At 74.5% G+C, this 24,503-nt stretch carries 18 protein-coding genes; 11 read left to right on the forward strand and 7 right to left on the reverse strand.

All coding sequences use genetic code 11. The features are described from left to right. Positions 1-304: 304 nt before the first annotated feature. The 6 genes from ABZW14_RS04630 (at position 305) to ABZW14_RS04655 (ending at position 7,698) form a co-directional block, all read left to right on the forward strand. Positions 305-3,682: an error-prone DNA polymerase gene (locus ABZW14_RS04630; RefSeq protein WP_355339759.1), complete on the forward strand. Its 3,378-nt coding sequence runs from the start codon at positions 305-307 to the stop codon at positions 3,680-3,682. A 97-nt stretch (positions 3,683-3,779) separates the two neighbouring features. Further along, on the forward strand, positions 3,780-3,959 hold the full coding sequence (locus ABZW14_RS04635; RefSeq protein ID WP_091268414.1) for a hypothetical protein: 180 nt from the start codon (positions 3,780-3,782) through the stop codon (positions 3,957-3,959). 32 nt (positions 3,960-3,991) lie between these two features. Continuing rightward, the gene (locus ABZW14_RS04640; RefSeq protein ID WP_355339762.1) at positions 3,992-4,723 is read left to right on the forward strand and encodes a methyltransferase domain-containing protein; all 732 of its coding nucleotides are present in this window, start codon (positions 3,992-3,994) and stop codon (positions 4,721-4,723) included. After that, the gene (locus tag ABZW14_RS04645; RefSeq protein ID WP_355339765.1) at positions 4,720-5,883 is read left to right on the forward strand and encodes a nucleotide pyrophosphatase/phosphodiesterase family protein; all 1,164 of its coding nucleotides are present in this window, start codon (positions 4,720-4,722) and stop codon (positions 5,881-5,883) included. Before ABZW14_RS04640 ends, ABZW14_RS04645 begins: the two co-directional genes overlap by 4 nt. A 44-nt stretch (positions 5,884-5,927) precedes the next feature. Then, complete coding sequence (locus ABZW14_RS04650) at positions 5,928-7,187, forward strand: DNA polymerase IV (protein WP_355339768.1); 1,260 nt, start codon at positions 5,928-5,930, stop codon at positions 7,185-7,187. A gap of 115 nt (positions 7,188-7,302) precedes the next feature. Then, positions 7,303-7,698 carry a DUF3040 domain-containing protein gene (locus tag ABZW14_RS04655; protein WP_355339771.1) on the forward strand — a complete coding sequence of 132 codons (396 nt, stop codon included), beginning with the start codon at positions 7,303-7,305 and terminating at the stop codon, positions 7,696-7,698. A gap of 260 nt (positions 7,699-7,958) precedes the next feature. Here ABZW14_RS04655 and ABZW14_RS04660 read toward each other — a convergent pair whose 3' ends face one another. Genes ABZW14_RS04660 through ABZW14_RS04670 form a run of 3 tightly spaced genes read right to left on the reverse strand, consistent with a single transcriptional unit; the run spans position 7,959 to position 12,796 of the window. Further along, positions 7,959-10,427, reverse strand: coding sequence for a DUF3488 and transglutaminase-like domain-containing protein (locus ABZW14_RS04660; protein ID WP_355339774.1), 2,469 nt, complete (start codon positions 10,425-10,427; stop codon positions 7,959-7,961). Positions 10,428-10,443: 16 nt separating this feature from the next. Next, positions 10,444-11,742: a DUF58 domain-containing protein gene (locus tag ABZW14_RS04665; RefSeq protein ID WP_355339777.1), complete on the reverse strand. Its 1,299-nt coding sequence runs from the start codon at positions 11,740-11,742 to the stop codon at positions 10,444-10,446. A 1-nt stretch (position 11,743) separates the two neighbouring features. After that, positions 11,744-12,796 carry a MoxR family ATPase gene (locus ABZW14_RS04670; protein ID WP_355339780.1) on the reverse strand — a complete coding sequence of 351 codons (1,053 nt, stop codon included), beginning with the start codon at positions 12,794-12,796 and terminating at the stop codon, positions 11,744-11,746. A gap of 463 nt (positions 12,797-13,259) precedes the next feature. Here ABZW14_RS04670 and leuS point away from each other — a divergent pair, with 463 nt between their 5' ends. After that, complete coding sequence (gene leuS / locus ABZW14_RS04675; RefSeq protein ID WP_355339783.1) at positions 13,260-16,100, forward strand: leucine--tRNA ligase; 2,841 nt, start codon at positions 13,260-13,262, stop codon at positions 16,098-16,100. Between the two features lie 60 nt (positions 16,101-16,160). Here the strand turns inward: leuS and ABZW14_RS04680 are convergent, their stop codons facing one another. Genes ABZW14_RS04680 through ABZW14_RS04695 form a run of 4 tightly spaced genes read right to left on the reverse strand, consistent with a single transcriptional unit; the run spans position 16,161 to position 19,593 of the window. Next, positions 16,161-16,922 (reverse strand): phosphotransferase, encoded by a 762-nt coding sequence (locus ABZW14_RS04680; RefSeq protein WP_355339786.1) that lies wholly within the window; start codon positions 16,920-16,922, stop codon positions 16,161-16,163. A gap of 1 nt (position 16,923) precedes the next feature. Continuing rightward, entirely contained in the window at positions 16,924-17,637 is a 714-nt protein-coding gene (locus ABZW14_RS04685) for a VTT domain-containing protein (protein WP_154227840.1), read from the reverse strand. Further along, on the reverse strand, positions 17,634-18,356 hold the full coding sequence (locus tag ABZW14_RS04690) for a glutamine amidotransferase (protein ID WP_355339790.1): 723 nt from the start codon (positions 18,354-18,356) through the stop codon (positions 17,634-17,636). The genes ABZW14_RS04685 and ABZW14_RS04690 overlap by 4 nt, the downstream gene beginning before the upstream one ends. Further along, positions 18,346-19,593 carry a MurT ligase domain-containing protein gene (locus ABZW14_RS04695; RefSeq protein ID WP_355340187.1) on the reverse strand — a complete coding sequence of 416 codons (1,248 nt, stop codon included), beginning with the start codon at positions 19,591-19,593 and terminating at the stop codon, positions 18,346-18,348. Before ABZW14_RS04695 ends, ABZW14_RS04690 begins: the two co-directional genes overlap by 11 nt. Positions 19,594-19,948: 355 nt before the next feature. Between ABZW14_RS04695 and mraZ the strand changes: the two genes are divergently transcribed. From mraZ to ABZW14_RS04715, 4 genes are all read left to right on the forward strand, one after another. Beyond that, complete coding sequence (gene mraZ, locus ABZW14_RS04700) at positions 19,949-20,380, forward strand: division/cell wall cluster transcriptional repressor MraZ (RefSeq protein WP_302762896.1); 432 nt, start codon at positions 19,949-19,951, stop codon at positions 20,378-20,380. A 204-nt stretch (positions 20,381-20,584) separates the two neighbouring features. Beyond that, complete coding sequence (rsmH, locus tag ABZW14_RS04705; RefSeq protein WP_355339794.1) at positions 20,585-21,694, forward strand: 16S rRNA (cytosine(1402)-N(4))-methyltransferase RsmH; 1,110 nt, start codon at positions 20,585-20,587, stop codon at positions 21,692-21,694. Continuing rightward, entirely contained in the window at positions 21,691-22,293 is a 603-nt protein-coding gene (locus ABZW14_RS04710; protein ID WP_355339797.1) for a hypothetical protein, read from the forward strand. Before rsmH ends, ABZW14_RS04710 begins: the two co-directional genes overlap by 4 nt. Before the next feature lie 3 nt (positions 22,294-22,296). After that, the gene (locus tag ABZW14_RS04715; RefSeq protein ID WP_355339800.1) at positions 22,297-24,498 is read left to right on the forward strand and encodes a penicillin-binding protein 2; all 2,202 of its coding nucleotides are present in this window, start codon (positions 22,297-22,299) and stop codon (positions 24,496-24,498) included. Positions 24,499-24,503: the final 5 nt, after the last annotated feature.

Raw genomic sequence — 24,503 nt, forward strand, 5'->3', positions numbered from 1 at the left:
TGAGCCGTGCTCCGGCCGTGCGCCGTGGCCTGGCCGCGCGGCGCGCTGCCGTGCCAGGCCGGCGCCATCCCGTCGGAGGCTACGAACTTGATGATGTGAACGGATCGCCATCCGCTCTCGCCCCCGCTCCCGCCCTCGCCTTCGTGATTCATCCACGTCATCAAGTTCGTAGTCAGCCGACAGTCACCTGCCTCCCGGTGGGGATGGAAGCAGAGCCTGGAGGAATCCGGCCCCGCCGAGGGCCGCAGCCGGCCAGGACGTCCACGCGCAGGACGTCCACGCGGAACTGGCCGGGAGCGGGCCGGTGAGCTTCCACAACCCCAAGATGCCCTGGTCGGAGCTGGAGCAGGTGCTCTCCGGGCGGCCCGGCGGGCGGTCCGGCAAGGGACGGCCCAAGGGGGAGCGGCACCTGCACGTCGTGGACCCGCTCGCGGTCGACGCCGACGGTGGCGACTCCCCGGCGTGGAGCCGCAAGCGGCAGGAGTACGCGCCGCCGGAGCTGCCCCGCCCCGACGACGCGGTGCCCTACGCGGAGCTGCACGCGCACTCCAACTTCAGCTTCCTCGACGGCGCCAGCCACCCGGAGGAGCTGGCCGAGGAGGCCGCCCGGCTGGGGCTCACCGCGCTCGCCGTCACCGATCACGACGGCTTCTACGGCGTGGTGCGCTTCGCCGAGGCGGCCCGCGCACTGCACCTGCCGACGGTCTTCGGCGCGGAGCTCTCCCTCGGGCTGCCCGGCCCGCAGAACGGCGAGCCGGACCCGCACGGCGCGCACCTGCTGGTGCTGGCCCACGGCCATGAGGGGTACGCCCGGCTCGCCGCCACCATCGCCCGGGCGCAGCTGCGCGGCGGCGAGAAGGGCCGCCCGGTCTACGGCGAGCTGGAGGAGGTGGCCGCCGAGCTGCGCGACCACGTGCTGGTGCTCACCGGCTGCCGCAAGGGGCACGTGCCCGCCGCGCTGCTCACCGAGGGGGTCGACGCGGCGGCCCGGGAGCTGGACCGGCTCACCGCGCTCTTCGGCGCCGAGACGGTGGCGGTGGAGCTGACCGACCATGGCCACCCGCTCGACGCCGACCGCAACGACGCGCTGGCCGAGCTGGCCGCCGCGGCGGGGCTGCCCACGGTGGCCACCAACAACGTGCACTACGCCACCCCGGGGCGACGCCGGCTGGCCACCACGGTGGCGGCGGTGCGGGCCCGGCGCAGCCTGGACGAGATCGACGGCTGGCTGCCCGCCGCCGCCACCGCGCACCTGCGCAGCGGCGCGGAGATGGCGGCGCGGTTCGCCGCGTACCCCGGTGCGGTGGCCCGGGCCGCCGAGTTCGGCGCGGAACTCGCCTTCGACCTGCAACTGGTCGCGCCGCAGCTGCCGGCGTACCCGGTGCCGCCGGGGCATACCGAGATGAGCTGGCTGCGCCACCTCACCATGGCCGGCGCCCGGGAGCGCTACGGCCCGCCCGAGGCGCATCCGGAGGCGTACGCGCAGCTGGAGCACGAGCTGGGGATGATCGAGGAGCTGGGCTTCCCGGGCTACTTCCTGGTGGTCTACGACATCGTCGCGTTCTGCCGCGAGCAGGACATCTACTGCCAGGGCCGGGGCTCGGCGGCCAACTCGGCGGTCTGCTACGCGCTGCGGATCACCAACGTGGACGCGGTGCGGCACCGGCTGCTCTTCGAGCGGTTCCTCGCCCCGGAACGCGACGGCCCGCCCGACATCGACGTGGACATCGAGTCCGACCGCCGGGAGGAGGTGATCCAGCACGTCTACGCCCGGTACGGCCGGGAGCACACCGCCCAGGTCGCCAACGTCATCTCCTACCGGCCGCGGTCGGCGGTGCGGGACGTGGCCAAGGCGTTCGGCTTCTCGCCCGGGCAGCAGGACGCGTGGAGCAAGCAGATCGACCGCTGGGGCTCGGTCGCGGCGGTCGACGTCGAGGACATCCCCGAGCAGGTGGTGGCGTACGCCAACGAGTTGCAGACGTTCCCCCGGCACCTGGGCATCCACTCCGGCGGCATGGTGATCTGCGACCGGCCGGTGATCGAGGTCTGCCCCGTGGAGTGGGGGCGGATGCCCGGCCGCAGCGTGCTCCAGTGGGACAAGGACGACTGTGCCTCCGTCGGCCTGGTCAAGTTCGACCTGCTCGGCCTCGGCATGCTCTCCGCGCTGCACTACGGCTACGACCTGATCGGGTCCAGGCTGGACCTGGGCGACATGACCCTGGACGATCCCGAGGTCTACGACATGCTCTGCCGTGCCGACTCGGTCGGGGTGTTCCAGGTGGAGAGCCGCGCCCAGATGGCCACCCTGCCCCGGCTCAAGCCCCGCGAGTTCTACGACCTGGTGGTGGAGGTGGCGCTGATCCGGCCCGGCCCGATCCAGGGCGGCTCGGTGCACCCGTACATCCGGCGCAAGAACGGCCAGGAGCCGGTGACCTTCGCGCACCCGCTGATGCGCAACGCGCTGGAGAAGACCCTCGGCGTGCCGCTGTTCCAGGAGCAGCTCATGCAGCTCGCCATCGACCTGGGCGGCTTCGACGCGGCCGGGGCCGACCAGCTGCGCCGGGCCATGGGTGCGAAGCGCTCGGTGGAGCGGATGGCGCAGATCGCCGACCGGCTGTACGCCGGGATGGCCGAGCGCGGCATCACCGGCGAGCTGGCCGACGACGTCTACCGCAAGCTCACCGCGTTCGCCAGCTACGGCTTCCCGGAGAGCCACGCCATGAGCTTCGCCTACCTCGTGTACGCCAGTTCCTGGCTGAAGCGCTACCACCCCGGCCCGTTCCTGGCCGCGCTGCTCAACGCCCAGCCGATGGGCTTCTACTCACCGCAGACCCTGGTCGACGACGCCCGCCGGCACGGCGTCGAGGTCCGCCGGCCGGACATCAACGCCAGCGGCGCGAAGGCCACCCTGGAGTCCGGCCCGGAGACCCGGTGGGGGAGCCAGCCGGGCGAGCCGCCGCACGCCTGGGGGCTGGGCGGCCCGGCGGTCCGGCTGGGGCTGGGTGGCGTGCGTACCCTCGGCGACGGCGTGGCCGAGCGGATCGAGGCGGAGCGGACGGCCCACGGGCCGTACCGGGACATGCCGGACCTGGCCCGCCGGGTCGGCCTGACCGCGGCGCAGCTGGAGGCGCTGGCCACCGCGGACGCCTTCGCCTGTTTCGGGCTGACCCGCCGGCAGGCCCTCTGGGCTGCCGGCGCGGCGGCCCAGGACCGGCCGGGACGGCTGCCCGGCACGGTGACCGGCACGGCCCCGCCCACCCTGCCCGGGATGGAGGCGGTGGACCGCCTGGTCGCCGACGTCTGGGCCACCGGCCTGTCCCCGGAGAGCCACCCGGCCCGGTTCATCCGGGACCGGCTGGACGCGCTCGGCGCGGTGCCGATCGCCCGGCTGGGCCGGGTGGAGCCCGGGCAGCGGATCCGGGTCGGGGGGATCGTCACCCACCGGCAGCGCCCGGCGACCGCAGGCGGGGTCACCTTCCTCAACCTGGAGGACGAGACCGGCATGCTCAATGTCACTTGCTCACCGGGGCTCTGGCAGCGCTACCGTCGAATCGCCCGCACCAGCGGCGCGCTGGTGGTGCGGGGCCGGTTGCAGCGGCACGAGGGCGTCACGAGCCTCACCGCGGACCGGCTGGACGCGATCGAGCCGCCCGTCACGCCGGCGTCCCGGGATTTCCGTTGAGCTTAGTGATCCACATTACGGTTTCCGGAGGCCGGAGGCGGGAGACTCCCGGCACGGGTGGGCAGAGTGGCCCACCCGGGTATGGGGGATGAACCAGATGACCTTTCACAGCACGTACCCCGGTGGCGTGGCCAACGCCCGACGGACCCGGCTGGGCGCCGGTTGGGCGCCCACCCACGAGGTGGAGCCGCGGGAATACCAGGTGACCGACGGGCCGGTGGCCAACGCCCAGCGCTCCCGCGCCGAGGAGGACCCGGCCGGCGGTGGCGAGTCCTGACCCCGGGGCCGGGGGTGACTAGGCTCGGCGGCGTGGAGCTGACCCGAACCCTCACCCCCCGCACCGCCGTGATCTGGGCGGTGCTCCGGGCCGAGCTGGACCGGCGGGCCGGCGAGCGGCTCACCGTGCTCGACGTCGGCGGCGGGACGGGCGGCTTCGCCGTCCCGCTCGCCGAGGCCGGCCACCGGGTCACCGTGGTCGACGCCAGTCCCGACGCCCTCGCCGCGCTGACCCGCCGGGCCGCCGAGGCCGGGGTCGCCGAGCGGGTACGCGCCGTGCAGGGCGACGGTGACGCACTCGCCGGGCTGGTCGAGCCGGCCACCGCCGACCTGGTGCTCTGCCACTCGGTGCTGGAGGTCGTGGACGACCCCGCCCCGGTGGTCGCCGCGCTGGCCGCCGCCCTGCGCCCCGGTGGCGCGGCCAGCGTGCTGGTCGCCGGCCGGGCCGCCGCCGTGCTGGCCCGGGCCGTGAACGGGCACCTGGACGTGGCCGCCGCGCTCGCCGCCGACCCGGCCGGCACCGCCGGCCCCCGCGACACCCTGCGCCGCCGCTACGACGCCGACGGCGCCACGGCGCTGCTCGCCGCCGCCGGCCTCGCCGTCGAGGAGATCCACGGCGTACGCGTGCTCGCCGACCTGCTCCCGGCCGCCGTGGCGGACGGTCAGGCCGCCGCCCTGATCGAGCTGGAGCGGGCGCTGGCCGCCCGGCCGCCGTACCGCGATCTCGCCGCCCAACTGCACCTGTTCGCCCGCCGCCCGGCATGACCGGCCCGGCGGTGGGTCCGCTCGACCGGGTCGCGCCGCGCTACGGCGGCGGCAGCCTGGCCGACGTGCTGCCCAGCGCGCTCGCGCTGCTCGGCGTGCCCGGCGCCGCCGACCTGCTCGGCCTGGCGCCCCGGCTTGCCGGGGTGCGCCGGATCGCCGTGCTGCTGGTCGACGGGCTCGGCTGGTACCAGATCCCCACCGCCGCCCCGTACGCGCCGACGCTGGCCGGGCTGGCCGCCACGGTCGGCGTCCCGCTCACCGCCGGCTTCCCCTCCACCACCCCGACCAGCCTGGTCAGCCTCGGCACCGGCACCCCGTCCGGCGCCCACGGGGTGCTCGGCTTCACGGTGCGGGTGCCCGGCACCGACCGGGTGCTCAGCCACATCGAGTGGGCCGGCGACCCCGAGCCGCTGCGCTGGCAGCCCGTCGCCACCTGCTACGAGCGGGCCCGTGCCGCCGGGGTGGCGGTCACCGTGGTGAGCCGCCCGGAGTACGGCGGCAGTGGCCTCACCCTGGCCGCGAACCGCGGCGGCGACTACCGGGGCGCCGCCGGGGCCGACCCGCTCGCCGAGCGGATGCTCGCCGCCCTGGCGGCCGGCCCGGGGCCGACCCTGGTCTCCGGCTACCACCCCGACCTCGACCAGCACGGGCACCTCAGCGGCGTGGACTCCGCGCCCTGGCGGCTGGCCGCCGCCGAGGTGGACCGGCTGCTCGCCCGGCTCGTCGACGGGCTGCCGCCGGACGCCGCTCTGCTCGTCACCGCCGACCACGGGCAGCTGAACGTGCCCGACGGGCACCGCATCGACCTGGACACCGACCCCCGCCTGCGGGCCGGCGTCCGGGTGGTGGCCGGCGAGCCGCGGGTCCGCTACCTGCACGTCGAGCCGGGTGCCACGGCCGACGTGGTGGCCGCCTGGTCGGCGGTGCTGGACGGCGCCGCCCGGGTGCTGACCCGGGAGGAGGCGGTGGCCACCGGCTGGTTCGGGCCGGTGCCGGAGGAGCACCTGGGCCGGATCGGCGACGTGGTGGTGGTCTGCCGCGACACGTACGCGGTGGTCGCCACCCGCTCCGAGAAGCCGATCGTGTCCCGGCTCGTCGCCTACCACGGTGCCGACACCGCGGCCGAGATGACGATCCCGCTGCTGGTGGTACGCGGCTGACCCGCTCCGGGCGGACTGTCGGACCGGGCGGCTAGCCTGCGGGGATGGGCCGCAGCCAGTCGTTGCCCCGGGGCGGTGATCCGCGCTTCGGGCCGGACGCCGACGACACGGGCTGCCCGATCCTGCACGTCGACATGGACGCCTTCTTCGCCTCGGTGGAGGTGCGCCGCCGCCCCGAGCTGCGCGGCCAGCCGGTGGTGGTGGGCGGGATCGGGCCGCGCGGGGTGGTCAGCTCGGCCAGTTACGAGGCCCGCCGCTTCGGCGTCCGCAGCGCCATGCCCACGGCCCGGGCCCGGGCGCTCTGCCCGCACGCGGTCTACCTGCCACCGGACTTCACGCAATACTCGGCCGCCTCCCGGGCGGTGATGCGCATCTTCCGCGATGTCACCCCGCTGGTCGAGCCGCTCTCGCTGGACGAGGCGTTCCTCGACGTGGCCGGCGCCCGGCGGCTCTTCGGCACCCCCACCGAGATCGCCCGGCTGATCCGCCGCCGGGTGGCCGAGGAGCAGGAGCTGACCTGCTCGGTCGGGGTGGCGCCGAGCAAGTTCGTGGCCAAGCTCGGCTCCACCCGGGCCAAGCCGGACGGCCTGCTCGTGGTGCCCGCCGCCCGGGTGCTGGATTTCCTGCACCCGCTGCCCGTGTCGGCGCTGTGGGGCGTGGGGGAGCGCTCCGCCGAGGCGCTGCAACGGCTCGGCCTGCGCACGGTGCGCGACTTGGCCGAGGCGCCGCCGGGCCTGCTCCGCCGGGCGGTGGGCGAGGCGTCCGCCGCCCACCTGCACGAGCTGGCCTGGGGACGGGACCCGCGCCGGGTCTCCCCGGAGCACGTGGAGAAGTCGATCGGCGCGGAGGTCACCTTCGACACCGACGTCAGCGATCCGGCGGAGATCCGGCGGGCGCTGCTCGCCCTCGCCGAGAAGGCCGGCGCCCGGCTGCGCGCGGCGGGCCAGGTCGGGCGCACCGTGTCGCTCAAGGTCCGGTTGGCCGACTTCCGCACGGTCAGTCGCTCCCGCACGCTCGGTGTGCCCACCGACACGGCCCGGGAGATGTTCGACACGGCCTGGGCGCTCTGGACCGCCCTGGCCCCCGCCGAGCCGGTCCGCCTGGTCGGCGTCCGGATGGAGGGGTTGGCCGCCGCGGAGGAGACGCCGCAGCAGCTCACCCTGGGCGCGCCCGAGCGCGGATGGCGGGAGGCGGAGGCGGCGGCCGACGCCGCGGCCGCCCGATTCGGGCGGTCCGTCATAGGTCCGGCCAGTCTTCTCGGCAAGCGTGATCCCCGGCGAGTGGAAAAACCGACCCGGCCATAGGTCGTCCCGCTTTCCGACGCGCGAGCCCCCTCGTAGACTTGCGGGTAAGCAGCCGGTTGGCTGCCACGGTCTGTCGGCCCGACCGGGCCGACCAACGTGACCGGGGAGGAGTGCCGTGCCGCTCTCGGAGCACGAGCAGCGGCTGTTCGAGCAGATCGAGCGGTCGCTTGCCGAGGACCCCAAGTTCGCCTCGGCCGTGCGCGCCAGCGACCCGCGTTTCCACGCGCGGCGTCGCGTGCTCGTCGCTGCCGGCGTGGTCATCGCTGGTCTGGCCCTGTTGATCTACGGTGCCGTGATCAAGACGCCCCCGCTGGCCGTGGCGGGCTTCGTCGTCATGCTGGCCTCGTTGGGCTACGCGGTGCAGTCGCACCGCCGATCCCAGTCGCCCGACCTGCACGTGGTCGGCGGCACGACGAGTCGCCGTGGTCCCCGTGGCCGCAGCGGCCGCCGGGGCTCCTTCCTGGACCGGATGGAGGACCGCTGGCGGCAGCGCCCGGAGGGCCACCGCTGAGCACGTCCCGCCCCTGAGGGGGCGGACCTGGCGACGGCGCATCGCCGGCACCCGCCGGCGAGTGCGGTCGCTTCCGCGCGCCCGCACACCCCACACCCCCACACCGCACGCCGCGTTGATCAAGAGGTTTGCGTCGGCGCGGGCCCGTTTCCTGACGCAAACTTCTTGATCAACGCGCGCCCGTCGCCCGGGCAGGGCGCGAGGGGACCTGGGACCCGGTCCGGCCCGTCGGCGGGGGAGCGCCGGCGGGCGGAACCGGGTCAGCGGGCCGGTCGGCCCGCCAGGAGACGACGCGGGTTCCAGCGCAGCAGTCGCTGCCGCACCTGCCCGGTCGTGGTGACCAGCCGGGTCGAGCGTTCGGTCAGGGCGGTGCGCCAGCGCAGCAGCACCGATGGCGGCAGCAGGGCCGCCAGCAGCCGGGTACGCCGGTCCGCCCGGGCCGCGAGGGCACTGCGCACCGACCGCAGGGCCGGGTGCAGCTCCTCGCCGGTCAGCGGATCGCGGGCGTAGCGGGCCCGCTCCTCGGCCCGGCCCAGCAGCCGGATCCCGGTCACCGCACCGGCGTCCTCGGCCAGCGTCTCCCGGGTCAGCCGCTCGGCGGTCGTCCGGGGTGTCTCCGTCAGGTCCACGCGGACGTGGAAGTCGACAAGCGTGTCGAGCAGCTCGTCCCAGGCGGCGTGGGCGTCCGCGCGGGCGCGGTCGGCGTCCACGCCGACCAGGATCGCGCGCGCCTCGCCCCGCTGCCCGGGCACGGCGGCCATGGCGGTCGCCGCGGGCACTGCCGCCCGGGCGCGCCGGCGCCGGCGTAGCGCGGAGCGGCGCAGGGCCGGCACCGTGAGCAGCACCAGCAGGGCGAGCGCCCCGGCCACCCACCACGGCCAGACCGGGCTCTGCCGGGTCGGGCCGCTGTCGCCGACGGCCAGGCCCTGGTCGGCGTCCTTGTCCAGGCGGTCCGGGTCGTCGGCGCCGGACGACGGATCGGCCCCGCCGGGAGCCGCGGTACTCCCCGGCAGGGGCGTGACGTCCTCGGTGGCGTCGCTGTCCGGCGCCCAGACCGAGCGGACCGACCCCTGCACGCTCGCCGCCGGGGTGGCGTCGAAGGGCACCCAGCCGATCTCGCCGAAGTAGACCTCGGTCCAGGCGTGCAGGTTCTTGTTGGTCAGCACGTACGTGCCGTCGCCGGAGTTGCTGCCGTTGGTGAAGCCGAACGCCACCCGGGCCGGGATGCCGGCCGACCGGACCAGCCAGGCCATCGCCGCGGCGTACTGCTGGCAGAAGCCCACCTTGGTGTTGAGGAAGTTGGTGATGTCGTCGCCGCTGGTGCCGCTGCGGGTGGACAGCGAGTAGGTGAACCCGTTGTCCACCGAGAAGTAGTCGTAGATCGCCCGGACCTTGTCGTAGTCGTTCGTACGGCCCTTGACCAGGCGGTCGACGAGCCGGTCGACCTCGCGGACGGACGGTGTGACGGTCTGCTGTGCCAGCACCGGGTCGTCGGCCGGCTGCGACGGCGCCGCGCGCAGCACGGTGGGGTTGTACGTCGAGCGGACGTAGTCGAACGAGTAGTGCTTGCCCCGGGAGTTCTCCCGGTTGGAGAAGACGATCTGGCGGTTGTCGTCGTAGAGCCAGTTGCCGCTCAGGTCCTCGGTCTTCACCGGCTCCGCGTAGACCGGCAGCAGCGGCATGGTGAGGTTCTTGCTCACCTCGACGCTGGCCTGGTAGCGCTGCTGGGTCACGCCCCGGCCGCCGCGCTTCGTCGGGTCGGGCAGGTTGCGGTTGGCCGGCTTCCCGCTGGGCACCCGCACCCGGAAGCCGGTCGGCAGCAACTCGTCGGCGACCCCGAAGCGCAGGTAGAACGGTGCCGGCTCGTTGGTGGTCACCTTGACCAGCTCAGTCACCTCGGTCTGGTTGAGCTGGCCGCTGAGCGCGGCGAAGAGGTCGATCCGGCCGGGGCTGCCGCCCTGGCCGGGCCGCCCGTTGCCGGTGCCGGTGCCGTCGCCGACGGCGTTCAGGAGCCCGCCGGTCATCCCGGGCACGGCCAGCGGCAGGGCGACCGCCAGGACCACCCCGACCACGGCCAGCCGACGGCCCGCCGCGGCCAGCGGTGACGCCTCCCAGACGTCGACGTCGCGCCCCTCGCCGGTGAACCGGCGGCCGAACCGGCGTACGCGGTCGACGTTGTCGGTGACCAGCAGCCACAGGAAGCCGCAGGCGCCCACGACGAACGGGGTGGCGGGGACGCTGTCCACGTAGACCGCGACCGGCACCGAGTAGATGGCCAGCATGGGCAGCCCGGCCAGCGCGGGCCGGCGCAGCCCGACGGTGAGCACGTCGACCACGATGGCCACCGCGCCGATGCCGAGCACGGCGAGGAAGAGCAGCGAGTCCACGTCCGGCACCGGCACCCCGTAGGAGCGCATGTCCGACAGCGAGGCGCTGAGCAGGTCGCCGAAGTGGGCGAAGGTCGCCGGGGTGGGCACGAAGGCGAAGAACTCGGTGCCGCCCGGAAAGACCCAGGTCATGGCGAGCGTGAGACCGGCCAGCATGGCCAGCACCTGACCCCACAGTGGCGCCCGGGCCAGCCGGCTCAGCGCCGCCGCGCCGGCCACCACGGCGACCACGATGGCCGCCTGGATGAGCCAGGTCCAGCGCTCGAAGATCGCCGACAGCGGGGCCGCCGCCAGCAGGGTCGCGGCCGCGGCTACGAAGCCGAGGTTGCGGTGCGCGGTCACGGGTCCACCCTTCGGGTCATCGCACGCCTCCGGCGACCGTCTCGGCGAGCGCCGCCCGCAGCGCGAAGCCCTGCGACCCGCGCGCCGCCTGCGGCCAGAGCACCGGCAGCCGGTTGCCGTGCTCCACCCCGATGACCCGCCAGCCGCTCTGCAGCAGGGCGAGCACGGCGGCGCCGTGCGCGTGCTCCGCCTCGGCCCGGGCCTTCGGCGGCAGGTTCAGCCAGGTGTTGCTGTCGAGCAGGAAGCCCACGCAGGTGGCGCCGTTGCCGCGCAGCCCGGCCAGCAGTTCGGCCTCGGCGGTGCTCAGCGTGCCGAGGAGCGCGATGATGAGGCCGCCGTCGGCCCGCTGCCGGACCTGCTGCACCAGTGTGGTCAGCTCGCCGCGCTTGTCGAGGTGCACCTCGGCGAGGTGGTCGAGGAGCACGCCCTCGCCACCGGCCTCGGTGGCGTCCACGTCCGCGCCGTTGCCGGTGACCAGGCGCAGCTTGTAGCCGGCCTGGCGCAGGTGCACCGCGATGCTGGCGGCCGTCGAGACCGCCCACTCGAAGCTCGCCGTCGGCCCGTCGCCGCGGTGCCCGGCGGCGCGGGTGTCCAGCACCACCGTCGCCCGGCTCTCCCAGGGCTGCTCCTCGCGGCGCACCATCAGCTCGCCGGTGCGGGCCGTCGACTTCCAGTGCACCCGGCGCAGGTCGTCACCCATCCGGTACTCCCGGGTGGCCGCGTCGTCCTCGCCGTGCACCGCCACCGACCGGGCCCGGCTGTCACCGCTGCCCGCGTACTCGCCGGGGAGGCGGACCGAGGGCAGCGGGGTGACCTGCGGGATCACCGTCAGGTGGTCGGTGCTGGGGAAGGCCCGGCTCAGCTCGCAGAGCCCGAACGGGTCGGTCAGCCGGATCACCAGCGGCCCGACCTCGTAGCGGCCCCGCACGTCGGCCCGGACCGTGTACGCCACCGAGCTGGCCTGGTGGGCGCCGAGGCGCTCCAGCACCACCCGCGGCCGGCTGCCGAGCGCGTAGGGCAGCCGGTCCTCCAGCAGCAGGGTGCCGGTGGGCAGCCGGGACAGGTTCTGCAGCCGCAGCACCACCCGGGAGCTGGCGCCGACCGGCACCCGGTGCGGCTCCAGCGACCGGTTGCAGGCGAGCTTGTAGCGGCTGCGCCCCACGTAGGCCGCTGCGAGCAGCGGCAGGATGGCGAGCAGGACGGCCACCCGGAGGAGGTCCTTCTCGCCGAGGATGGCGGCGGAGATCGCGGCGGCGACCGCGGCCGCCAGGAAGGAGCGGCCGCGGGTGGTCAGCCCTCGCAGCCCGTCGCGCACGTCACGGCCTCCGCGGCTCGTACGGCCCGCGTCCGTTGTTCGGGGCGGGCCGGGTGTCGTAGGGGGAGCGCTTGCGGTCGTGCGGAAGCGGGAGGCGGTGCACCAGCTCGGCGACGATCGCGTCGGTGGTGCGCCGGGCCAGCTGCGCGTCGGCGGTCGGGATGATGCGGTGCGCCAGCACCGGCACCGCGAGGGCCTGGAGGTCGTCCGGCAGCACGTAGTCGCGGCCCTCCAGGGCGGCCACCGCGCGGGCGGTGCGCAGCAGCTGGAGGGTGGCTCGCGGCGACGCGCCGAGCCGCAGGTCGGGTGCCTCGCGGGTCGCGGTGACCAGGTCGATCGCGTACTGCTTGACGGCGTCCGCGACGTGCACCTGGCGGACGTGGCCGATCAGCCGGCGGACGGTGGCCGCGTCGGAGACCGGTCGCAGCTCGTGCAGCGGGTCGTTGGCGCCGTGGCCGTCCAGCATGGCGAGCTCGGCGCCGGGGTCCGGGTAGCCCATCGCGATCCGGGCGGTGAACCGGTCGCGCTGCGCCTCCGGCAGCGGGTAGGTCCCCTCCATCTCGATCGGGTTCTGCGTCGCGATCACCATGAAGGGGGTCTGCAGCTGGTAGGTCACGCCATCGACGGTGACCTGCCGCTCCTCCATGCACTCCAGCAGCGCCGACTGGGTCTTCGGCGAGGCCCGGTTGATCTCGTCGCCGACCACCAGGTTGGCGAAGACCGCGCCCGGCCGGAACTCGAAGTCGTGCGTCTCCTGGTTGTAGACGCTGACCCCGGTGACATCGCTGGGCAGCAGGTCGGGGGTGAACTGGATCCGGCGGACCGAGCAGTCGATCGACCGGGCCATGGCCTTGGCCAGCTTGGTCTTGCCGACGCCGGGCACGTCCTCGATCAGCAGGTGGCCCTCGGCGAGCAGGACCGCCAGGGCGAGCCGGACGGTGGCCGTCTTGCCCTCGATGACCTGCTCGATGTTGGCCACGATGGCCTCGCTGGCGGCGCGGAACTCGTCGTGCGGCAGCAGACCGCCCACCTCGTCCCAGGTCTGTTGTGTCACGGGCCTCCTCCTCGTCGCCGGACGGCAGCTCTGTATAGAGCACCTGGACCCGCCGTTGGGTTCGCGACGCCGAGCCTCGTCTGCCGCAGAAATCTCACTGGCCTCTCAGGCTAACCATGTTTCTCGTCGTCGCCGACCCCCGCAGCCGGTCGGCCGGTTACGCCCGGAATATTCGCCGGACCGGGGGACGTGTGGCCCGTCCGCACGCGGGTACCCGGTGGGTTTCGGGTTCCGGGGCAGCGGCGGCGAGCTCCACCGTCGTCCCACCTTGCGGGCGGCGGGCGGCAGGCGCGGGCCGCCGACGGGGTACACTGCCGGTCATGGCCGGAGTCTTCCTGCTTCTTACCGAGCCGTGCTGATGCGCTGAAAGCGCGACAGCACGGCGGCCCCTCCTGCGCGAGGGGCTTTTTCATGCCCGCAGCAGACCTCCGATACCCGACATGACCCGCGCCGAGGAGACGCCATGAGTGAGGCAGCCGCACCGGCCACCGACATCCCCCCGTTCCGGTACACCGCCGCCCTGGCCGAGGAGATCGAGCACCGCTGGCAGGACACCTGGGAGCGGGAGGGCACCTTCCACGCGCCGAACCCGGCCGGTCCGCTGGCCGACCCGGCCCACCCGCGCGCGGGCGCCGAGAAGCTGTACGTGCTGGACATGTTCCCCTATCCGTCCGGCGCCGGCCTGCACGTCGGCCACCCGCTGGGTTACATCGGCACCGACTGTTACGCCCGCTACCAGCGGATGGCCGGGCGGAACGTGCTGCACGCCATGGGCTTCGACGCGTTCGGCCTGCCCGCCGAGCAGTACGCGGTGCAGACCGGCACCCACCCCCGCACCACCACCGTGGCCAACATCGAGCGGTACAAGGAGCAGCTGCGCCGGCTGGGGCTGGGCCACGACGAGCGGCGGTCGGTGGCGACCATCGACACCGACTTCTACCGCTGGACCCAGTGGATCTTCCTGCAGGTCTTCAACTCCTGGTACGACGCGGACGCGCGCAAGGCCCGTCCGGTCGCCGAGCTGATCGCCGAGTTCGAGGGGGGCACCCGGTCCACCCCGGACGGCCGGCCGTGGGCCGAGCTGACCGTGGGCGAGCGGCGGAAGATCGTCGACGACCACCGGCTGGCGTACGTCTCGGAGGCGCCGGTGAACTGGTGCCCGGGGCTGGGCACCGTGCTGGCCAACGAGGAGGTCACCGCCGACGGCCGCTCCGAGCGGGGCAACTTCCCGGTCTTCAAGCGGAACCTGAAGCAGTGGATGATGCGGATCACCGCGTACGGGGACCGGCTGCTGGAGGACCTGGACACGCTGGACTGGCCCGAGCCGATCAAGCTGCAGCAGCGCAACTGGATCGGCCGGTCGACCGGCGCGCACATCGACTTCCCGACCGAGCGCGGCCCGGTCCGGGTGTTCACGACCCGGCCGGACACCGTCTTCGGCGCCACCTACATGGTGCTGGCTCCCGAGCACGAGCTGGTCGACGTGCTGGTGCCGGCCGCCTGGCCGGAGGGGACCCGGGACGCGTGGACCGGCGGGCACGCCAGCCCGAGGGCCGCCGTCGAGGCGTACCGGAAGGCCGCCGCGGCCAAGACGGACGTGGAGCGGCAGGCGGAGACCAAGGAGAAGACCGGCGTCTTCGTCGGCGCCTGGGCGACCAACCCGGTGACCGGCGGGCAGATCCCGATCTTCATCGCCGACTACGTGCTGGCCGGCTACGGCACCGGCGCGATCATGGCGGTGCCCGCGCAGGACGAGCGGGACTGGGAGTTCGCCGAGGTCTTCGACCTGCCGATCGTGCGGACCGTGCAGCCGGCGGAGGGCTTCGACGGCAAGGCGTGGACCGGCGACGGCCCGGCGGTCAACAGTGCCGCGCCCGAGCGCGGCCTGGACCTGAACGGCCTGGGGGTGGCCGACGCCAAGGCGCGGATCATCGAGTGGCTGGAGGCCAACGGGCACGGCGCCGGCGCGGTCACCTGGCGGCTGCGGGACTGGCTGTTCTCCCGGCAGCGCTACTGGGGCGAGCCGTTCCCGATCGTCTACGACGAGACCGGGGCGCCGATCGCGCTGCCCGAGTCGATGCTGCCGGTCGAGCTGCCCGAGGTGGACGACTTCTCGCCGAAGACGTTCGACCCGGAGGACGCCGACAGCAACCCGGAGACCCCGCTGTCCCGGCGGCGCGACTGGGTCGAGGTGGAGCTGGACCTGGGTGACGGGCCGAAGCGCTACACCCGCGAGACCAACGTGATGCCGCAGTGGGCCGGCTCCTGCTGGTACGAGCTGCGCTACCTGGACCCGACCGACTCGCGGCGCTTCGCCGAGCCGGAGAACGAGGCGTACTGGATGGGGCCGCGCGGCGCGGGCGACTGCGGCGGCACCGACCTGTACGTCGGCGGCGCCGAGCACGCCGTGCTGCACCTGCTGTACGCGCGCTTCTGGCACAAGGTGCTGTACGACCTGGGCCACGTCTCGTCCTTCGAGCCGTTCCGCCGGCTGTTCAACCAGGGCTACATCCAGGCGTACGCCTTCACCGACCCGCGCGGCGCCTACGTGCCGGCCGAGGAGGTCGTCGAGGTCGACGGCCGCTACTTCCACGGCGAGACCGAGGTCAAGCGCGAGTACGGCAAGATGGGCAAGTCCCTGAAGAACGTCGTCACCCCGGACGAGATGTGCGCGGCGTACGGCGCGGACACCTTCCGGGTGTACGAGATGTCGATGGGTCCGCTGGAGGTGTCCCGCCCGTGGGAGACCCGGGCGGTGGTCGGCTCCTACCGGTTCCTGCAGCGGGTCTGGCGCGCGGTGGTCGACGAGCAGACCGGCGCCGTGCGGGTCACCGACGCGCCGGCCGACGAGGCCACCCGGCGGCTGCTGCACAAGGTGGTCGACGGGGTCCGCGGCGACATGGAGGCGATCCGGTTCAACACGGCGATCGCCAAGCTGATCGAGCTGACCAACGGGCTGACCCGCCTGGCGGAGACCCCGCGGGAGGTGGCCGAGCCGCTGGTGCTGATGGTGGCGCCGTTCGCCCCGCACATCGCCGAGGAGCTGTGGCGGCGGCTGGGCCACGACACCTCGCTGACGTACGCGGACTTCCCGACCGCCGACCCGGCGCTGCTGGTCGCCGAGACGGTGACCTACCCGGTGCAGGTCAACGGCAAGGTCCGGGGCCGGGTCGAGGTGGCCGCCGACGCGTCCGAGGACGACGTCCGCTCGGCCGCGCTGGAGGCGGTCGCCGGCGCGCTGGCCGGCAAGGAGCCGCGCAAGGTCATCGTGGTGAAGGGCCGGATGGTCTCGGTCGTCGCCTGACGCGGTGGGTGCATCGGAGGCGCGTTCCGCGTTCGGGGCGCGCCTCCGCCGTGTCCGGGGTCAACCGGTCCGGATGGCGGCCTCGACCGTCGCGCGGTGCCGGCGCAGCCAGTCGTGCCAGCCGCGTACCGCGTCGACCGCGCCCGCCGCACGGAGCCGGCGCATCCCCGGCTCGTCCCGGTCGGCGCCGGCGTCGATGCCCCGCCAGGTGCCGTCTAGCTGGTCGAGCATGACGGCGACCAGGTCGCCGTGGGGCAGGGACACCCCGGGGGCCGCCGCCTCGTAGGCGTCGCAGAGCAGCCGGCAGCGCCGGGCCAGCTCGGCCGGGTCGGCGTCCCCGCCCAGCGCGGCCCAGTGCCAGCCGGCGAACGCCACGTCCTCGATCCGCCGGCCCGGCCCGGCCAGGTCCCAGTCGAGGAAGGCCACCGGCAGCGGCCCGCCGGGCGAGTCCCGGTAGACGGTGTTCTTCGGGGACAGGTCCCGGTGGCAGACCGTCTCGGCGTCGCCGGCCAGTGCGCTGCCGGCGCAGGCGTCGTGCAGCGTCCGGATCAGTTCGGCCAGCCGGGTGAGGGCCGGGTCGGCGAAGAAGGCCGGATCCTCGCGGTCCCGCCAGGGCACCCGCCCGGCCAGGTGGGTCAGCACCTGCCGGCCCCGCTCGTCCACCCCGAGGTGGTCCGGCGCCAGGCCGGGCGCGGTCGTGGCCAGGTGCCGCAGCAGGGCGGCCACGAACCCGGCCCGGGCCGGGGGAGTACGGCGTACCGTGTCGCCGATCCGGACCACCTCGGTGACGAAGCCGCCGGGCAGCCGCTCCTCCGCGGCCATCTCAGCTCGGGCCCAGCCGGCGGTGCCGTTCCGCCCGCCACCAGCGGTGGATGATGAGCGCACTGGCGATCAGACCGAGGCTGGCCGGTGCGGCGGCGTACCAGTTGATCGAGTCGGGGGAGCTGACCGCCGCGCCGATGGCCGCGTAGCCGATCGCGGTGGGGGCGGCGGCGATCACGCTGCCGGCCAGGAACGGCAGCACCCGCGCGCCCGTGGTGCCGTAGCCGTAGCTGACCAGCCCGAACCCGGCGATCGGCAGCAGCCGGACGGTCATCACGCCGAACACGCTCTGCCGGGCGAACCAGCCGTCCAGCCGGGCCAGCCGGCCGCGGACCCGCTCGGCGACGAACTGCCGGCCCAGCAGGCGGCCGACCGCGAAGCCGAGCGCCGCCGCGAGCAGCGCCGCGCCGAGGGCGTACGCGGCGCCCTGCACCGGGCCGAAGATCGCCCCGGCGGCCAGCGTCACGAAGGTACGCGGGACCAGCGCCACGAGCAGCAGCGCCCCGCCCACCACGGCGGCGACCGGCGCGTACCCGCCGAGCGAGTCGGCCAGCCGGGGCAGGTCGCCCGGGTCGGGGCGGGGGACCAGCAGCAGCGCGACGCCGAACCCGGCGAGCAGCAGGAGCAGCAGCGCGAACCGGCGCGCCGACGGCTGCCGGAGCAGCCGGGCGAACCGGCGGGATCGTCGCCGCCACGGTCGGGCGGCGCCGGTCATGCCCTCGCGGCGTCGGCCACCGCGGCGCGGCGCTCGGACCGGAGCCGGTCGGCCCAGGTGTCGTCGAGCGGGGGAAGCTGGTGGGCGCCGGTCGCCCAGCGCAGCAGCAGGTCGGCCAGGGCGGGGTTGCGGGCCAGCGCCGGACCGTGCGAATAGGTGCCGAGCAGTTTGCCGCGCCAGGCGCCCTCGGTGGCCCCGTCGTTGCCGACCCCGGCCGTCACCCGGGCCAGCGGCGACACGCCGGGGCCGAGGTGCGTCCGCCCGCCGTGGTTCTCGAACCCGGTCAGGTAGGGGATGCCCAGCCGCGGGTCGACCTCGCCGGCCAGCTCGCCGACCGCCCGGGTGGGCCCCCGGTCGGAGGAGATGTCCAGCAGCTCCAGGCCGGTGCACCGGGTGCCCTTGGCGAAGAACGAGGTGCCGAGCAGCTGGTAGCCGGCGCAGACGCCGAACACCACCGAGCCCTGGGCCACCGCCCGGTGCAGGCCGCCGTCGGCGATCAGCCGCTGCGCGCCCAGCGCCTGCGGGCCGTCCTCGCCGCCGCCGATCAGGTAGATGTCGGCGGTGGCGGGCAGTCGCTGGTCGGAGCGGACCTCCAGCACCTCGACCGGCATGCCGCGCAGCTGGGCCCGGCGGGCCAGGATCAGCGCGTTGCCCCGGTCGCCGTAGGTGGACAGCAGGTCCGGATAGATCCAGACGATGCGCAGGCTCTCAGTTGACACGGTCCAGCTCCGCTCGGATGTCCTGGAAGGCGGTGTAGTTGGCGATGACCTCCAGCCGGCCCGGCGGCACCGCGCGGACCGCGTCGTCGAAGCTCCGTACGTGCTGGAACGGCACGCCGTTGACGTCGAGCCGGACGGCCAGGTCGTAGGCCCGGTCGCCGGTGATCAGCACCTGCCGGCCGGCCAGCGGGGAGAAGTCGACGTCGAAGAGCCAGGAGGTGTCCAGCCCGTCGGGGTCGCGCGCGTTGATGGAGAGCAGTGTCGGCGCGACGTCGGCCATGTCGAACGCCTCCAGCCAGCTGGCCGGGTTCTTGGCCAGCAGCAGCCGGATGTTGCGCCCGTCCCGGTCGACCTGGGCGTAGCGGCCGGCCACCGAGGTGACCACCCCGAGCCGGGACACCGCGTCCACGGGGCGTACGCCGAACTCGGCGGCGACCGCCAGGGCGGTGGCCGCGTTGCCGAGGTTGACCTTGCCGGGAAGCTGGAGCTGCACCTTGTGCCAGGCCCCCGTGGGGTCGAGCACCCCGTCGTCCTCGACCGTCCACTGCGGCTGCGGGCGGCGCAGCGGGCAGCCCGTGCACCACCACTGCTCGCCGGAGCGCTGGATGGTGGAGCCGCACTCGGGGCAGACCCAGGAGTCGTCGTGCCAGCGCTGGCCGGCGCTGAACCAGGTGACGTGCGGCGGCACGTGGCCCTGGGCCGGGTCGGCCGGCGGGGTGGCGGCCCACACCACCATGGGGTCGTCGGCGTTGGCGACCACCCGCACGTCGGGGTGCCGGACCAGCGCGGCGCGCCAGAGCTGCGCCATCATGGCGACCTCCTTGGCCCGGTCGAGCTGGTCGCGGGAGAGATTCAGCAGCGCCACCACGTGCGGCTCGGTGGCCTCCAGCACCTGGGCGAGGTAGTGCTCGTCCACCTCCAGCACCGCGTAGGGGGTGCTGCCGGCCTTGGCCAGCGCCGAGGTGTGCCCGGTGGGCATGTTGGCGCCGAAGGAGTTGGTGGCGACCCGGCCGAGCACGCCGACGGCGGCGGTGGTGAGCCGGGTGGTGGTGGTCTTGCCGTTGGTGCCGGACACCAGGGCGATGGCGCGCCCGGCCGAGAGGTGGGCGAGCAGGTCCGGGTCGATCTTGAGGCCGATCCAGCCGCCGATGACCGAGCCGTCGCCACGGCCCGCGGCCCGCGACAGCGCCGCGGCGGTCCGCGACACGGAGCTGGCCACCTTTGCCCGCAGGGGCATCTTCGCGTCCGTCACCCGAGCGAGGTTACCGGACCACCGGGCCCGCCAGATCGCCGCCGACGGCGATCCGTTCGGCCGGGGACCTCCGGCGGACGGCCAGAGCGCCCTCCGCCGGACGGAGTCGATCAATGTCGGGAAGCGGACCGCCCCGGCGACCCGCCGCGCCCCTCCACTCCGCCCCACCCCCGTTGACGTGCGGTTTTGCGCGCGCAAACGCCGCGCCACGCGGGCGTTTCTGGTTGCGGGTGGAGGGAAGTGGAGTAGAGTGGGGCGCGATGGTGAGGCCGGGAGGGCCACACCGGCCCGGGGGGTCAGCGGCGCCGCGAACGCCGCTCAGGGCGAGGGGGTTGGGCCGATGTTCCTCGGCACCCACACTCCGCGCCTGGACGACAAAGGCCGGTTGATCCTTCCGGCGAAGTTCCGGGACGAGCTGGCGGGGGGTGTCGTGATCACCAAAGGGCAGGAGCGCTGCCTCTACGTCTTCCCGATGCCCGAGTTCCAGCGGATCGCCGACCAGTTGCGCGCGCAGCCGATGACGAGCAAGACGGCCCGGGCCTACAGCCGGGTCTTCTTCGCCAGCGCGCACGACGAGGTGCCGGACAAGCAGGGACGGGTCACCATCCCCGGGCATCTCCGGTCGTACGCCGCTCTCGACCGCGACCTGGTCGTGATCGGCGCGAGCACCCGGGTGGAGATCTGGGACAGGGCGGCCTGGGAGGCCTACCTCGCGGAGAGCGAAGACGACTTCGCCGACATCGAGGAGGGGGTGCTGCCCGGCGGTCTGTAGGGCGTGACGGCGCCCGACGTACTGCGAGATCTCCAGCCGCTTTCGAGTTCCTGGCACCCCTTCCCCGGTGCCAGGCGCACGATCCGATACGGAGGGCCGCGGCCTCCGGCGGGCGGGGAGCGGATGGGGATCTGGCGGTATGGCGAGGCGTCGTGGCGACGACGGACACAGGGACGGAAGCGGTTTCAACAAGTGGGGGTCGAGATGGGGGAGCTACGCGGCACGCACGTGCCGGTGCTGCTCGAGCGGTGTCTCGAGTTGCTGGCCCCCGCACTGGGCCGGCCCGGCCGCACCGTGCACGTCGACGCCACGCTCGGCCTGGCCGGGCACGCCGAGGCGGTGCTCGAGGCGCACCCGGAGACGGTGCTGATCGGCCTGGACCGCGACACCGAGGCCCTCGCTCACGCGCGGGTCCGGCTGGCCCGGTTCGCCGACCGGATCCACCTGGAGCACGCCGTCTACGACGAGCTGCCCGAGGTGCTCGACCGGCTCGGCTACCCGGCGATCGACGGGATCCTGTTCGACCTCGGCGTCTCGTCCCTGCAACTGGACGCGCCCGACCGCGGGTTCGCGTACGCGCAGGACGCGCCGCTGGACATGCGGATGGACCAGACCCGGGGGGTGACCGCCGAGGAGGTGGTCAACACCTACTCCCACCCGGACCTGGCCCGGGTGCTGCGGGTGTACGGCGAGGAGAAGTTCGCCGGGCGGATCGCCTCGGCGATCATCCGGGAGCGCGAGCGGGCGCCGATCACCTCGTCGGCGCGACTGGCCGAGCTGGTTAGGGAGAGCATTCCGGCACCAGCCCGACGAACCGGGGGACACCCGGCAAAGAGAACGTTTCAGGCTTTACGGATCGAGGTAAACAGAGAACTGGCAGCGCTGGAGACGGCGCTGCCGGCCGCTCTGGACAAGCTCACCGTGGGCGGCCGCATGGTGGTCCTGTCCTACCACTCGCTGGAGGACCGGCTCACCAAGCAGGCGCTCGCCGACCGGGTCCGCAGTAAGGGCCCGGTCGACCTCCCGGTCGAACTGCCCGGGTCGGGTCCGACGTTCCGGCTGCTCAGCCGGGGCGCGGAGCTGCCCGGGGAGGCCGAGGTCGCCGCGAACCCGCGCGCCGCCTCGGTGCGGCTGCGGGCCGCGGAGCGGCTCGATCCGGAGGCGGCCCGGCAGGGGCGTACCGACCGCGAACGGTACCGCCGCCGGGTGAAGGCGATGCACCAACCGGGGACGGGGTCACCGGGGTCCGGTCAGGACCCGCGGTCGGCGCCGGGGGACGGGAACGGGACGGACGAAGAGGGGGAGGGGACATGAACGTCAACCAGCGCGACGGCCGGGACACCGGCATCGGACAGCGCGCACCGCGGTCGGGGGGCCGGACCGCGGCGCAGCGTGCCCCGCGCGGCACCACGTCGACGGTGGCGGCCGACCGGCCCGACCGCCGGGGGGAGACTCGCGCCCGGGGGGCGCGCGAGTTCCCCACCCAGGGCAGCGCCGCGCTGAAGCCGGCCGAGCGCGCCCGGACCAGCGGCAGCGCCTCGCCGCGGCTGCGGGTCGCCCCGCCGCCGCCGGTGCGGGTGCCGCGGGCGCCGTTCGTCGGGCTGATCCTGGTGCTCGTGGTCGGCGGGGTGCTCGGCATCCTGGCGGTCAACACCAAGATCAACGAGAACGCGTTCAAGCTGGAGAAGCTCCAGCAGCAGCAGGCCAAGCTCGACGTCGACCAGCAGCAGCTGGAGAAGGAGATCGCCGACCAGAAGGCGCCCGGCAACCTGACGGCCAACGCCCGCAAGCTGGGCCTGGTCGACTCCGACGAGCTGGCCTACATCCGGCTGCCGGACGGCAAGGTGATCGGCGTCCCGCACCCGGTCGAGGGTGCGCCGGCGATCACCAGCCAGCAGGGCAACGGAGGCTGAGCAGTGCCGCCGAGATCGGAGGAACCGCGCCGGGACGCCACGGGCTCCCGGCGCGGCTCGTCCCGGAGCGCGGAGCACCGGGAGCCGGGCGTCGGCGGGATCTCCGACGCCCGGGCGTACACGCCGCGGGGCCGGACCATCCGCGAGGGCGGCGGCGCCGCCCGGACCGGCGGGGGCGCCGAGCAGCGGCGTACCCCGCGCAGCAGCCGCTCCGGCGACCCGTTCCGCCCGGCGTTGCAGGTGCTCGACGGCGGCCGCACCGGTGCGACCCGCGCCGGCCGCCGGGAGACCGCGGCCGGTGGCCGGGCCGGCGTGGTGCGGACCGTCTCCGCCCGGCCCGTGCGCGAGCCGTTCGACGACGAGGCCCCGGCACCGCGGCGCCGGCCCGGGCCGCGGCGCCCCGCGCGCCCGGCCGCCGCCCGGCGGCCCGTCCGCAAGCCGCGCCGCCCGCCTAAGCTCGGCGACCCGCGCCGCCGGCTGCGGCTCGGCACGCTTCTCGTGCTGGCACTCTTCACCAGCATCGGCATCCGGCTGGTCTACCTCCAGACCGTCAGCACCCCGGCGTACGCCGACGGCGGGCTCCCCAACCGGCTCGCCGTGGTCGAGCTGCCGGCGCCGCGCGGGGCGATCTACGACCGCACCGGCGCCCCGCTGGCCCACAGCGTGGAGGCGCGGTACGTCTTCGCCGACCCGACCCAGGTCAAGGACCCGGTCGCCACCGCGAAGGTGCTCTCCCCGCTGCTCGGCGTGCCCGCCTCGGAGCTGGCCGCGAAGATGCGGCCCCGCAAGCTGCCCGGCGGCGGCTCGTCGCAGTTCGAGTACCTGGCCCGCGGCGTCGACATCGACCGGGCCAAGCAGATCATGGCGGCGGACCTGGCCGGCATCGGCGTGCACCGCGACGAGCGGCGCGAGGTGCCCGGCGGCGACCTCGCCGCCAACCTGCTCGGCTTCGTGAGCCAGGACATGAACGGCCTGGAAGGGCTGGAGGCGAAGTACGACGACGTGCTGGAGGGCAAGCCCGGCCGGAAGCGGTACGAGGTGGGGCAGGGCGACCTGGCCGCGCCGATCCCGGGCGGCTACAGCCAGACCACCCCGGCGCAACCGGGCAGTTCGTTGGAGCTGACGATCGACCGCGACCTCCAGTTCCAGTCGCAGCGGATCCTGTCCGACGGGATGGCGCAGACCCGGGGCAGCGTCGGCGCCGCGGTGATCATGGAGGTCGGCACCGGCGACGTGCTGGCCCAGGCGAGCTTCCCCACCTACAACGCGGCCGACCCTGCCAAGGTCAACTCTCCGGCCGACCGCGAGGACGCCGCCACCAGCTTCATCGTCGACCCGGGTTCGATCCACAAGGCGATCACCTACGGCGCGGCGCTCCAGGAGGGCGTGATCACCCCGGACACCGCCTTCCCGGTGGCGAACACCATCCAGAAGGGCGACACCACCTTCCGGGACACCCACCCGGCCGACGGGCGGACCATGAGCATCCCGGGGATGCTCGCGTTCTCCTCCAATGTCGGCACCATCGAGATCGCCGACAAGCTCGGCAAGGACCGGCTGATCGACTACCAGAAGCGGTTCGGGCTGGGCCAGCCCACCGGCGAGGGCATGCCGGGGGAGGCCAGCGGCCGGCTGCTCCCGGCCGACCAGTGGAGCGACTCGTCGCACGGGTCGGTGCCGATCGGGCACAGCGTGGACGCCACCCCGTTGCAGATGGCCGCCGCGTACGCCGCCATCGCCAACGACGGGACGTACGTCCAGCCGCACCTCATCAAGGACGTGATCGGCCCGGACGGGAAGAAGAAGCCCGGGGCCACCCCGGTCACCCGCTCGGTGCTCAGCCCGGCCAACGCGGCCGCGCTGCGCCGGATGCTGGAGGCGGTCACCACGGTCGACGGCCCGGACGGGCGGGCCACCGGCCTGGCCGCCGCGGTGCCCGGCTACCGGGTGGCCGGCAAGACCGGCACCGGCCTGCGCTACGACAACGGCAAGCTCCAGCCCGGCGAGGTCGGCTCGTTCATCGGGATGGCCCCGGCGGAGAAGCCGCGGTACGTGGTGGCGGTCTTCGTCTGGAGCCCGGGCGGCGAGGGCGGTGCGGTGGCCGCGCCGGCCTTCCGGGAGATGATGTCCTTCACTCTCCGGCACTACCGGGTGCCGCCCTCGGCGACCAACAAGTCCCCGAAGTTCGAGGTCTTTCCGCACTGAGCCGG

Origin of the sequence: Micromonospora sp. NPDC004551, from assembly GCF_040609975.1 — a bacterium.
Classification (GTDB): Bacteria; Actinomycetota; Actinomycetes; order Mycobacteriales; family Micromonosporaceae; genus Micromonospora.